An 11,314-nucleotide genomic window follows, 5' to 3' on the forward strand; every position below is an offset into this window, starting at 1 on the left:
TTGATGGCTTGATACAACCCGCAGATGTGGCTTCATCGTGTGTTCTGCCCTTGCAGGTCCTGCAACCTCCGGTTCATCTTCCGCCAGACGATGTCGCGTGTCACCGGCATCTCCGTGAACCGCACCCCGGTCGCGTCCCGCAGCGCGTTCGCGAACGCCGGGGCCACCGGGTTGAAGGGGCTCTCGCTCATCGACTTCGCGCCGAGCGGGCCGATCGCGTCCGAGGTCTCCATGAAGTGCACCTCCGTACGCGGGACGTCCGCGTACTGCGGGAGCCGGTAGCGGCGGAACGCGGCCGTGGTCACCTCCCCGCGCTCGTCCACCCGTACCGTCTCGAACAGCGTCGCGCCCAGCGCCTGGGCGACGCCGCCCTCCACCTGGCCGCGGCACTGCATCGGGTTCATGACCTTGCCCGCGTCCGCCGCGTGGACGGACCGGAGGATCTTCATCTCCCCCGTGTCCGGGTCCACGGCGAGACGGAACCACTGCGCGTTGAAGGCCACCGAGCGGGGGGAGCCGCCCCAGTGGCCGTCCGCGGCCATCTCCTCCAGCTTGCCCTTGTCGTACGCGGCCTCGTACAGCTCCTTCAGCGTGACGGTCCGGCCCGCGCAGTCGAAGGACTCGGCCGACAGCTTGCACAGGTGCCGGGCCACGCCCGTGTGCCGGGCCGCGAAGGTCAGCAGGCGCTCGGCGAGGGAGTTGGCCGCCAGCATCACGGCCTTGCCCGCCACCACCGTGCCGGCCGAGCCGAACGCGCCGGTGTCGTGGCGGACCACGTCCGTGTCGGACTGGCGCACGGCGATCCGGTCCACCGTCGTGTTCAGCGCGCCCGCGGTGATCTGCTTGTGGACGGTGGTCGTGCCGTTGCCGAACTCCGCCGTGCCGACCGCGATGTCGTACGTACCGTCGCGCAGCAGGCTGACGCGGGCGTCGGCGAAGTGGCCGCCCGGCGGGCCGGTCGCGATCATCGCGACCGCCGAACCCGTCCCGGTGAGCCAGCCCTCGGGGACGTCCTTGTGGCTGCGGTCCTCGGCGATGGCCCGCCGGACCACGTCCATGCACTGCTTCATCCCGTAGGAGGCGATGAACAGGTCCTCTTCGTGGCCGATCGGGGTCACCAAGTGGTCGCCGGCGCCGATGACGTTCTTCTCGCGCAGGACGAGCGGGTCCATGCCGAGCCTGACGGCGAGCTCGTCCATCACCGATTCGAGGGCGAAGAGGACCTGGCCCAGGCCGTAGCCGCGGAAGGCGCCGGCGGGCACGCCGTTGGTGTAGACGGAGTACGCCTCCACCTCCTTGTTGGGCGCCTTGTAGACGGCGAAGGACTCGCCGACGCTGTGGAACATGACCGCCGGGCCGTGGTTGCCGTAGGCGCCGGTGTTGGAGAGCACGCGGATGCGCAGGGCGGTGAGGGTGCCGTCCTTCTTGGCGCCGATCTTGATGGTGATCTTGAAGGGGTGGCGGGTGGTGGCACCGTAGAACTGCTCGGCGCGGGTGAATTCGAGTTTCACCGGCCGGCGCAGCTTCAGGGCGGCGAGGACCACGATGTCCTCGGTGAGCATCTCCTGCTTGCCACCGAACCCGCCGCCCACGCGGCCCGCGACGACGCGGACCTCGTCCTCACCGAGGTCGTAGAGGGCGCACAGCGCCCGCCGGGTCAGGAAGGGCGCCTGGGTGGAGGAGCGGACGGTGATGCGCTCGCCCTCGCCCTCCTCCTTGGGTTCGAAGTACGCGACGCTGCCGTGGGTCTCCAGGCTGGCGTGCTGGACGCGCTGGGTCTGAAAGGTCTCCTCGTAGACGACGTCCGCCTCCGCGTACCCCTTCTCCATGTCGCCGATCGTGTTGTGGACCTCGCCGCACACGTTGTTCTCGGCGCGGAAGATCCCCGACTCCGGGCCCTTGGGGTGGATGACGGGCGCGCCCGGAAGCATGGCCTCCTCCGGGTCGATCACGTACGGGAGCTCCTCGTACGTGACCACCACGCGGCGGCAGCCCTCCTCGGCGGCCTGCTCGCTGTCGGCGACGACGGCCGCCACGCGCTGACCGACGAAGCGGACCACGTCGTCCAGGACCCGGGTGTCCATCGGGTCCTCGGTCGGGTGCTCGTGCCGGGCGGACGAGTACAGGCGGTCGGGGGCGTCGTGGTGGGTGAGGACGGCGTGCACGCCCGGGACCTGGAGCGCGTCCCTGATGTCGATGTCGACGATGCGGGCGTGTGGGTGCGGGGAGCGCAGCAGCTTCATGTGGAGCAGCCCGGGCACCTCGACGTCGAAGGTGTAGCGGGCGGTGCCGGTGACGACGAGGGGACCGGCGGGGGCGCCGAGACTCTTGCCGACGGCTGCACCCTGTTCCGGGGTTTCGGTGTGCTTCACCCCGCGTACGGCGTCCTCGATGGCGCGGTAGCCCGTACAGCGGCAGATGTTGCCCTTGAAGGCGCGCGGGAGGTCCTGGAGCTTGCCGTCGTCGTGGGCGGTGCCCTCCTCGGCCTGGAGGGCGGCGGTGGTCATCAGGAAGCCGGCCGTGCAGAAGCCGCACTGGAAGCCCTGCGCGTCGAGGAACTGCTGCTGCGCCGGGTGGAGTTCCCCGCCGGGCTCGGCGAGACCCTCGACCGTGGTCACGGAGCGGCCCTCGGCCCGGACGGCCGGGTAGAGGCAGCTGTGCACCGGCTGCCCGTCGACGTGCACGGTGCAGGCACCGCAGTCGCCCTGGTCGCAGCCCTTCTTCACGCCGAACCAGCCGCGCTCGCGCAGGTAGGTGCGCAGGCACTGGCCGGCGCGCGGCTCGGTGTCGAAGCGCTCCTTGTTGATCTCGATCTCGTAGCTCATCGGGAAACCTCCTGCGGCGACGCCGTCGTGAGTTCGCGGCGGATCTCCTCGGCCAGGCGCAGGGCCATGTGGCGCCGCCAGTCGGGCAGCCCGTGGATGTCGTCGAACCACTCGTCCGGCCGGACGGCGGTGTCGATCGCCCCGCGCAGTTCGGCGGCGGCGGGCGGCAGCGCGAACCAGAAGCGGAAGGGGCGGGTGGTGGCGGCGGTGACCGTGACGGTGAAGGAGCCGTCCTGGGGGTCGCGGGTGCCGACGACGAGGGCGCCCGAGCGGCCGAGCCCGTAGAGGGAGGCCTGCCGGAAGGCCGTACGGCAGGTCAGCGAGCGGGCCGGGACGCGGACGGAGCGCAGCAGGTCGCCCTCGCGCAGGTCCTTGACCCCGGCGCCGCGGATGAAGTCGGTGACGGGCAGGCGGCGGGTGGCGCCGTCCTGGCCCTGGAGGAGGACGGTGGCGTCGAGGCCCGCGGCCAGGGAGATGACCGGGCCGGCCGGGAGGCCGTTGCAGAGGTTCCCGCCGACGGTGGCCATGTTCCAGATCTTGAAGCTGGCGAGGAAGGCCCGGCAGCACTGCTCGATCAGCGGCGCCGCGGTCGCCGGCAGGGACCGGCCGAACCGGGACAGCTCGGTGATGGTGCAGGTGGCGGCGATGTCGAGCGCGCCGTCGGGCTGCCAGGACAGGGGCGGCCAGCCCATGCGCGAGAGGTCGACCAGGCGGCGGATGTGGGGCTGGGGCTCGGAGAAGAGGTACGTCCCGCCGCCGAGCCAGGCGTCGCCGGGGCGCCAGGGTTCGCGGCGGCGTGCGTCGCGCACGTCGAGCACGGTGTTGAGATCCAAGGTGAGCCACCCCCTCCACTCGGGACACCCGGGGAACCGGGCGTTTCCAGTCAGTGAAGCAACGGGGGCGGGCCCGGCACGACTGTGGCCGAGCACGGAAACCGCTGGACTCGGGACGGCCCGCCCTGGATGATCAACCAAGAGGCTGACCGAGGTCTTGCCCTTGCATTTACGATGGAGTTCCTCGTATTCACCTCGCGAATGTGGGCTGCCACCCGCCGCAAGGAGCCCCGCATGCACGTCCTCGACCTGCTTCAGTCCGACAACCTCGGCCTCACCCTGCTCTGGGGCGAGGACGCCCTTCTCGGCCAGGAGGTCAGCGGGGTCACCGCCACCGACCTGGAGGACCCGCGCCGTTTCCTGGGCCCCGGCGAGCTCGTGCTCAGCGGCCTGGTGTGGTGGAGCGAGGGCGACCTGGTGAAGGCGGACCGCTTCGTCTCCGCGCTCGCCGAGGCCGGGGCCACCGCCCTCCTCGCCGGCGAGGAGACCCACGGCCGGGTCCCCGACGAACTGGTGGCCGCCTGCCGGGCCCACCGGGTGCCGCTCGTGGCCGTGCCCGCGCAGACCAGCTTCCGCGCGGTCACCGAGGCGGTCTACCTGCGCCAGTGGGGCGATCTGAGCCGCCGCCCGAACCGGCTCTTCGCGCTCCCCGAGAACGTGCGCGCCGAGCTCAGCCGCCTCCTCGAAGGCGGCGCGGGACCCGCCGAACTGCTGGACCGGGCCTGCGCGCACCTGGGCAAGGTCGCCTGCTACCTGCTCACCGCCAGCGGCCGCACCGTCGCCCGCACCCCCTCGGCGCCCGCGATACTGTCCCAGCGGGCGGGCGGCGGCGCGCTGCGCGAGGGGCTCTCGCTGCGCATCGAGTCCGAGAGCACCCCGTACGACGCCTGGATGCTGCACATGCCGGACGCGGACGCCGCGCCCCCGCGCGTGCTCCACGAGATCGCCGAGGTCTTCGCCCAGTACCGCGACGGCCGGGCCCGCCGCGCCGACGCGGTCCGGGACGCCGGCCGGGAGCTGGCCGTACTCCTCGAAGCGGAGGAGCCGGTCACGGATCCGGGGGCCCTGGAGGAGGCGCTGGCCGCGGCCGGACTCCCGGCGGGAGGCCCGTACCGGGTGCTCACGGCGACGGACGGCGACGCCCTGGCCGAGGCGCTGGCCCACCTGCGGGACGTCCCGTACGCGGTGGGGCGCTCGGTCGCGGTCCTGTACGAGGACCAGGACGCGGCGGTCGACGTCCCGGGCCTGCTCCGCCCGGTCTGGCCGCTGGTCCAGGCATGCGGCGGCCCGGAGGCCGGTCTGCGGCTCGGCGCGGGTGCGCGGGCGGCGGGCGCCGAGGCACTACGCGCGTCGATGAGGCAGGCCCGCTTCGCCCTGACGGCGGCGGACGAGACCGCCCCGGTCCGCGCGGTGGAGCAACTGGACACCCTGTCCGCCCTGTTGTCGGGGGTCCCGGGGGAGGTCCGGTCGGTCTACGCGACGCGGACGCTCGGGGCGCTCGGGGACGGGATGCTGCGCGAGACGCTGGAGGTGTTCCTGGCCAACAACTGCTCGTGGACGCGTACGGCCGAGGCGCTGCACCTGCACGTCAACACGGTGCACTACCGGATCGAGCGGGTGGAGTCCCTGACGGGCCGTGACCTGTCCCGGCTGGAGCACAAGTTGGACCTCTACGCGGCGCTGCGCTGCGCCTGACGGCGCGCGCCGGCGTCATGGGACGTCGACGTACACCTCGGTCGACTTCACCCGTGCGGTGACGCAGACCCCGACCGCGATCCCGAGCTCCTCGACCGACTCGCGCGTCACCACGGACACCACGCGGTGGGGGCCCGACTGGATCTCCACCTGGGCGGCCACGTCGTCGACCCGTACCGCGGTGACGATCCCGACGAAGGAGTTCCGTACGGAGGTGGCCGTTCCGTTGCCCGCGGGCGGCTGGGGCCGAGGCTCACCGGCCCGGGCCTTGGCGAAGGCGGCGAGCGCCACCCCGTCGAAGGACCGCCCCCCGTCGGCGGCGCGGCGCACCGGCAGCCGCCCGCCGTCGGCCCAGCGGCGGACGGTTTCGGCGCTCACGCCCAGCAGTCCGGCGGCCTGCCCGATGGAGTACGACGACACGCCCGCACCCTACCCCCCCGTCGGCAGGCGCCGCGTTGGGGAGCAGGGGGTGCAGGGGGAGCGGTGGAGCAGGGGAGCAGGGGAGCGGGGGGGATCAGCGCGCGCCGGCCTCGGGCTGGGCCTTGGCCTGCGCGGCGGCGACGTAGCGGACGGTGAAGAGCATCGGGACGGCGAACCCGGCGGCCTGGACGAGCGTGGCGGGCATCGAGTGGCCGTGGCCGGCGTGGGCGAGGGCGGCGAGCGCGCCGGCCGTCAGGGCGAAGGCCGCGGTCCACACACCGGTGATGACGGCGTTGGTCCGGATGAACGGCCGCAGACCCCAGACCTCGCGGGGGGTGGTGCGCTTGGCGATGCCCAGGGTGAACGGCCTGCCCACGAGCAGCGAGACCCCGGCGATGAGGGCCAGCGTGGCCGAGGAGAGGGCTGCCGAGTAGTCGTGCACGCCCGAGTGGGGGTCGGCGAAGGCGATGGCCGTCAGCGCCGCGAAGAAGACCGCGGAGCCGATCTCGATGATCAGTGCGTCGAAGCCGGCCCCGGTCCGCCGCTGCTGGACGGTCACCGCCACCGCCGCGACGAGACCGGCGAGCGCGGCCCACTGCCACTGGCCGGACGGAAGCACCGCGAAGACGATCCACGGAAGGAAGGTGCGTACGTACGACATCGGAGACCCCCGGCTGATGACTGACGTTCCTGTTCTGACATGTCAAAAGTAGATGTTCCACAACTGACATGTCAAGGATGGAATGTAAGGTGAGGGCCATGAGCCTTCGACACGCCCTTCTCGGACTCCTGTCAGAGCGCCCGGCCAGCGGATACGACCTGCTCAAGCGCTTCGAGACCTCGCTGGCCAACGTCTGGCCCGCCACCCAGAGCCAGATGTACACAGAGCTGTCCAAGCTCGCCGACGCCGGGATGATCAGCGTCTCGGCGGAGGGCCCGCGCGGGCGCAAGGAGTACACCCTCACCGACGAGGGGCTGGCCGAACTGCGTCACTGGCTGACCGGGACCAAGCCGCAGCGCAACACCCGCAGCGACATCCTGCTGCGGGTCTTCTTCCTCGGCGTGCTCACGCCCGAGCAGGCGCGGGGCTATCTCACCGAGCTGACGCAGATGTCCGAGCAGGAGTACGAGGGCCTGCGGCAGCTGGAGGAGTCCATCGACTGGGGAGACGATCCGCTCTCGGTCCACGGCAGGATCGCCCTGGAGTACGGCCTGCGGTTCAACGCCATGCGCCGGGAGTGGGCCGAGTGGGCGGCAGGCCAGATCCGCTAGGGATCACCCCTCAAGGGGTGTCCCGGTTCCACGCACGGAGCTTCTCCGGGTTGCGGACCGCCCAGATGTGCGTGACGCGGTCGGCGGCGAGGCCGAACGCGGCCACGGTCACGGTGGTGCCGGCGTACCGGGCCACCAGGCCCGGCCGGCCGTTGACCGTCCGCTCCAGGAGCGTCAGCCCGGGGGCCTTGGCAGCCATGTGGATCAGGTACTGGGCGATGCGCTCGCCGCCCTCGACCGGGCGGAGCGCGGCGCCGACCAGTCCGCCGCCGTCGGCGACCATCGTGGCGTCGGGGTCGAGGAGGCCGACGAGGGCCTTGATGTCCCGGGCCTCCCAGGCCTCCTTGAAGTGCCGCACGAGATCGGCCTGCCCGGCGGTCGTGGTCGTGGTCGTGGCGGCGGTCGTGGTCGTGGTCGCCGGGGCGTGCGCCGTGCGGACGCGGCGGCGGGCCGAGGCCGCCAGCTGCCGGCAGGCGGCCGGTGACCTGGCGATGATCCCGGCGATCTCGGCGAAGGGGTACCGGAAGACGTCGTGCAGGACGAACGCCACGCGTTCGGCCGGGGTCATCGACTCCAGTACGACGAGGAAGGCCATGTTCACCGACTCGTGCAGGGCGACCCGCTCGGCGGGGTCCGCCGGCCCGCCCGTCCACTCCGTACGGTCGGGCAGCGGCTCGGGGAGCCACGCGCCGACGTAGCGCTCGCGCCGGACCCGCGCGGATCCGAGCAGGTCCAGACAGATCCGTCCGGCCACCGTCGTCAGCCAGGCGCCGGGTGCCTCGACGGCTTCCTGCTGCCGCGGCGACATCGCGTACCAGCGGGCGTAGGCCTCCTGTACGGCGTCCTCGGCCTCGGCCGCCGAACCCAGCAGCCGGTAGGCGAGGGCGATCAGGCGGCGCCGCTCGCCGAAGATCGCTCGCGGGTCCGGTTCGGAGGTGCTCACGGCAGCGAACGCTCCCTGTTTCTCTCGGCCGCCTCACATTTCGCGGGCCCGCTTCGTCGGACTGTCGAGACAGTACCGAGCCACCGCCGTGAGGCAGAAGAGGGGACGCACCATGGCCACCCGGACCACCGCAGACCGCGCGACCGAGGCAGGGACGATCGAGGGCGGGGCAACCGCAGTCCGGCGCACCCGCACGTTCCTGCGGGTCTCGATCGCCCTGCAGACCCTGGCCGTCTTCTTCCAGGCGGTCACCGCCGGACTGCTGCTGTCCACGTCCTACGGCGAGACACTGCACGGGGCCGGAGCACGTGTGATGTACGGCGCATCGATGCTGTACGTGATCGCCGCGATCCTGGCGTGGCGCCCGGGCGGCGGAAGTCCCCGCCCCGTCCTGTACGCGTCCGGCTTCCTGGCCCTCGCCTCGGCGCAGGTGGTGCTGGGCATCGCGCACATACCGGCGCTCCATGTACCGCTGGGCGTCCTGATGTTCGGCCTGAGCGTGCTCGCACTGGCCCGGGGAGCGTCGAAGGGCCCCACCGCAAGCGGTGGGGCCCTTCGGCAACGTGCCCGGTGAGGCACCGGCGGAGGATACGAGACTCGAACTCGTGAGGGGTTGCCCCCCACACGCTTTCCAGATGTTCCTCGGGGGGTTCGGCGACGGTCGCGGGCGTCCCGACCCGTGGCGAAGGTAGCGGCTACAGACTCGCCGAACGGTGCTGTACACCCGCGAACGAGACCAGAACTGAGACCAGGCATGGGCTTACTTGCCGGCCTCCGGGCCGTACCACTGCACGGCTTGGCCGGTGACAGCCGCGATGCACTCGAAATCGTGGTCGCGGTGCAGGAGGGTCAGCCCCTGCAGTTCCGCGGTGGCGGCAACGACGAGGTCCACAGCGCCCGCACTGCGGTGCTGTCCGCGCTGGGTCAGTAGCTCCTGGACCTGCCAGGCGCGGTCGTACGCCCGGTCGTCGACGGGCACCCAGCCGAACAGCAACCGCATGTCATCGATGCCGCGCGCGCGGTCTGCGGCGGACCGGGCACCGTAGAAGAACTCCAGCTCGGTGATCGGGCAGGTTGCGATGAGACCAGCCGCAGCCGCCTGATCCCAGCCGTACTGTTCGGCGTCGCCGTGCAGGAACCGCGCGAGTGCGCTGGTGTCGATCAGGAACTGTGCCGCGCTCACCTTCGGTAGTTCCTCTTGTCCTCGAAGAGGCCCAGATCGAACGCGCCCTCTCCGGCGGTGGCCCGCAGCCGAGTGAGCGCGAGCGCGCGCCGGCGGTTCTCCAACACTTCACGCAAGGCGGTGTTGACCGTCTCCTTCTTGGTGCTCGTCCCGAGCGCCTGAGCCACGTCGGCCAGCAGCTCGTCGTCAAGGTCGATCACTGTGCGACTCATCCGGACACCTCCTGTGATATCAACTGACCCATAGAGTATATCCGGCATGGTGTCTACGGTGGGGCTCTTCCGAAGATCACAAAGTGCGGCATGCAAGCTGCTGACTTCGATCTTTGGTGTGGCGAGCATGGTGATGAACAGGGCGAGGAGGTGCCGCGTCCGGCAGTTGCCGAGGCGGGGCGCGATGGCGGGGAACGCAGAAGGCCCCGGCCGGTTTCCCGGTCGGGGCCTTCAAGTGCCCGGTGAGGCACTGGCGGAGGATACGAGATTCGAACTCGTGAGGGGTTGCCCCCAACACGCTTTCCAAGCGTGCGCCCTAGGCCACTAGGCGAATCCTCCGCCGCAAACAATACAAGACGTTGAGGGGTGCTCGCGAACGTGATCGCCGGCGGGGGATCCGAGGGGCGACCTGGGCGGGTTCCCGGTCGGGTCCTCGTCGGGTTCCGGTCGGGGGCAGGGTCGATTCCGGGGGCTTTCATCCGCTAGGGTGGGGCCCAGCCCCTCACGTGGCGCTATCTCACCCAACTCCCCCAGGGCCGGAAGGCAGCAAGGGTAAGTGGGCTCTGGCGGGTGCGTGGGGGGCGCTTTGCGTTCCGGGGCGGCCTGCGGGGCCGTCGGCGGGACGTCTTTGTCGGTGGGCCCGGATAACCTCGTAGACGTGTCGTCCCTTGCGCTGTACCGCCGCTACCGCCCCGAGTCGTTCGCCGAGGTCATCGGGCAGGAGCATGTCACCGTCCCCCTGATGCAGGCCCTGCGGAACAACCGGGTCAATCACGCGTACCTGTTCAGTGGTCCGCGAGGCTGTGGCAAGACCACCAGCGCGCGCATCCTGGCGCGCTGCCTGAACTGCGAGCAGGGCCCCACTCCCGAGCCCTGCGGCGAGTGCCAGTCCTGCAAGGACCTGGCGCGCAACGGGCCGGGCTCGATCGACGTCATCGAGATCGACGCGGCCTCCCACGGTGGCGTGGACGACGCCCGTGACCTGCGGGAGAAGGCCTTCTTCGGGCCCGCGGCCAGCCGGTACAAGATCTACATCATCGACGAGGCGCACATGGTCACCCCGGCGGGCTTCAACGCCCTGCTGAAGGTGGTCGAGGAGCCGCCGGAGCACCTCAAGTTCATCTTCGCGACGACCGAGCCCGAGAAGGTCATCGGGACCATCCGGTCCCGTACGCACCACTATCCGTTCCGGCTCGTGCCGCCCGGAACGCTGCGTGACTACCTGGGCGAGGTCTGCGGGCGCGAGGGGGCCAAGGTCGAGGAGGGCGTGCTGCCGCTCGTCGTGCGGGCGGGCGCCGGTTCCGTGCGTGACTCCATGTCCGTCATGGACCAGCTCCTCGCCGGTGCCACCGAGGAGGGTGTGACGTATGCCATGGCCACCTCCCTGCTCGGGTACACCGATGGCTCGCTGCTCGACTCCGTCGTCGAGGCCTTCGCCTCCGGGGACGGGGCGGCCGCCTTCGAGGTCGTCGACCGGGTGGTCGAGGGCGGCAACGACCCGCGCCGGTTCGTCGCCGACCTGCTGGAGCGGCTGCGGGACCTGGTGATCCTGGCCGCCGTGCCGGACGCCGGGGAGAAGGGGCTCATCGACGCCCCCGCCGATGTCGTCGAGCGGATGCAGGCCCAGGCGTCCGTCTTCGGGGCCGCCGAGCTGTCGCGCGCCGCCGACCTGGTCAACAGCGGGCTCACCGAGATGCGCGGTGCCACCTCGCCGCGGCTCCAGCTGGAGCTGATCTGCGCCCGGGTGCTGCTGCCCGCCGCCTTCGACGACGAACGGTCCTTCCAGGCCCGGCTCGACCGGCTGGAGCGGAGCGGGTTCACGCCCGGCGCCGCGGGCGGGGCCGGGACGGCCGCCGCCCCGGCCGGCGGGCCCGCCATGGGCTACGTGCCCGGGCCCGAGGCCCACGCCATGGCCCCGGCCGGGCCCGGCG

The 11,314-nt window shown here is 71.6% G+C and carries 11 protein-coding genes, 1 tRNA gene and 1 other RNA gene; 5 read left to right on the forward strand and 8 right to left on the reverse strand.

Annotated elements, in window-relative coordinates; all coding sequences use genetic code 11:
* Positions 1–32: 32 nt before the first annotated feature.
* Complete coding sequence (locus tag ACFXGI_RS09955) at positions 33–2,825, reverse strand: molybdopterin-dependent oxidoreductase (RefSeq protein WP_384704920.1); 2,793 nt, start codon at positions 2,823–2,825, stop codon at positions 33–35.
* On the reverse strand, positions 2,822–3,658 hold the full coding sequence (locus ACFXGI_RS09960) for an FAD binding domain-containing protein (RefSeq protein ID WP_384704921.1): 837 nt from the start codon (positions 3,656–3,658) through the stop codon (positions 2,822–2,824). Before ACFXGI_RS09960 ends, ACFXGI_RS09955 begins: the two co-directional genes overlap by 4 nt.
* A gap of 234 nt (positions 3,659–3,892) precedes the next feature.
* Here ACFXGI_RS09960 and ACFXGI_RS09965 point away from each other — a divergent pair, with 234 nt between their 5' ends.
* The gene (locus ACFXGI_RS09965) at positions 3,893–5,353 is read left to right on the forward strand and encodes a PucR family transcriptional regulator (protein ID WP_384704922.1); all 1,461 of its coding nucleotides are present in this window, start codon (positions 3,893–3,895) and stop codon (positions 5,351–5,353) included.
* 15 nt (positions 5,354–5,368) lie between these two features.
* Here the strand turns inward: ACFXGI_RS09965 and ACFXGI_RS09970 are convergent, their stop codons facing one another.
* Entirely contained in the window at positions 5,369–5,773 is a 405-nt protein-coding gene (locus ACFXGI_RS09970; protein ID WP_384704923.1) for a molybdopterin-binding protein, read from the reverse strand.
* Between the two features lie 94 nt (positions 5,774–5,867).
* The gene (locus ACFXGI_RS09975) at positions 5,868–6,434 is read right to left on the reverse strand and encodes a hypothetical protein (RefSeq protein ID WP_384704924.1); all 567 of its coding nucleotides are present in this window, start codon (positions 6,432–6,434) and stop codon (positions 5,868–5,870) included.
* Between the two features lie 98 nt (positions 6,435–6,532).
* Between ACFXGI_RS09975 and ACFXGI_RS09980 the strand changes: the two genes are divergently transcribed.
* Positions 6,533–7,045, forward strand: a complete 513-nt coding sequence (locus ACFXGI_RS09980; protein WP_384704925.1) for a PadR family transcriptional regulator — start codon at positions 6,533–6,535, stop codon at positions 7,043–7,045.
* A gap of 10 nt (positions 7,046–7,055) precedes the next feature.
* On the opposite strand, the gene sigJ is transcribed toward ACFXGI_RS09980, so the two are convergent.
* A complete protein-coding gene (gene sigJ / locus ACFXGI_RS09985; RefSeq protein WP_384704926.1) occupies positions 7,056–7,988 on the reverse strand; it encodes an RNA polymerase sigma factor SigJ in 933 nt (310 codons plus the stop codon).
* A gap of 112 nt (positions 7,989–8,100) precedes the next feature.
* Here sigJ and ACFXGI_RS09990 point away from each other — a divergent pair, with 112 nt between their 5' ends.
* Positions 8,101–8,562 (forward strand): hypothetical protein, encoded by a 462-nt coding sequence (locus ACFXGI_RS09990; protein WP_384704927.1) that lies wholly within the window; start codon positions 8,101–8,103, stop codon positions 8,560–8,562.
* A 186-nt stretch (positions 8,563–8,748) separates the two neighbouring features.
* Here ACFXGI_RS09990 and ACFXGI_RS09995 read toward each other — a convergent pair whose 3' ends face one another.
* From ACFXGI_RS09995 to ACFXGI_RS10005, 3 genes are all read right to left on the reverse strand, one after another.
* Positions 8,749–9,171 (reverse strand): PIN domain nuclease, encoded by a 423-nt coding sequence (locus ACFXGI_RS09995; RefSeq protein WP_384704928.1) that lies wholly within the window; start codon positions 9,169–9,171, stop codon positions 8,749–8,751.
* On the reverse strand, positions 9,168–9,383 hold the full coding sequence (locus ACFXGI_RS10000; RefSeq protein WP_374778334.1) for a type II toxin-antitoxin system VapB family antitoxin: 216 nt from the start codon (positions 9,381–9,383) through the stop codon (positions 9,168–9,170). The genes ACFXGI_RS09995 and ACFXGI_RS10000 overlap by 4 nt, the downstream gene beginning before the upstream one ends.
* 251 nt (positions 9,384–9,634) lie before the next feature.
* Positions 9,635–9,722: transfer RNA gene (locus tag ACFXGI_RS10005), tRNA-Ser, on the reverse strand.
* A gap of 154 nt (positions 9,723–9,876) precedes the next feature.
* Here ACFXGI_RS10005 and ffs point away from each other — a divergent pair.
* Positions 9,877–9,975: signal recognition particle sRNA small type (gene ffs, locus ACFXGI_RS10010), an RNA gene on the forward strand.
* 66 nt (positions 9,976–10,041) lie between these two features.
* Positions 10,042–11,314: DNA polymerase III subunit gamma and tau (locus ACFXGI_RS10015; RefSeq protein ID WP_384704929.1), on the forward strand; the 1,273-nt coding region annotated here is incomplete at its 3' end.

The organism is Streptomyces sp. NPDC059355 (assembly GCF_042752335.1).
GTDB lineage: Bacteria > Actinomycetota > Actinomycetes > Streptomycetales > Streptomycetaceae > Streptomyces.

Bases quoted from the DNA above. Each gene is read 5' to 3' on its own strand.
- ACFXGI_RS09980 (WP_384704925.1), top strand. From the start codon at position 6,533: ATGAGCCTTCGACACGCCCTTCTCGGACTCCTGTCAGAGCGCCCGGCC.
- ACFXGI_RS10000 (WP_374778334.1), bottom strand. From the start codon at position 9,383: ATGAGTCGCACAGTGATCGACCTTGACGACGAGCTGCTGGCCGACGTG.
- ACFXGI_RS09975 (WP_384704924.1), bottom strand. From the start codon at position 6,434: ATGTCGTACGTACGCACCTTCCTTCCGTGGATCGTCTTCGCGGTGCTT.
- ACFXGI_RS09955 (WP_384704920.1), bottom strand. From the start codon at position 2,825: ATGAGCTACGAGATCGAGATCAACAAGGAGCGCTTCGACACCGAGCCG.
- ACFXGI_RS09990 (WP_384704927.1), top strand. From the start codon at position 8,101: ATGGCCACCCGGACCACCGCAGACCGCGCGACCGAGGCAGGGACGATC.
- ACFXGI_RS09965 (WP_384704922.1), top strand. From the start codon at position 3,893: ATGCACGTCCTCGACCTGCTTCAGTCCGACAACCTCGGCCTCACCCTG.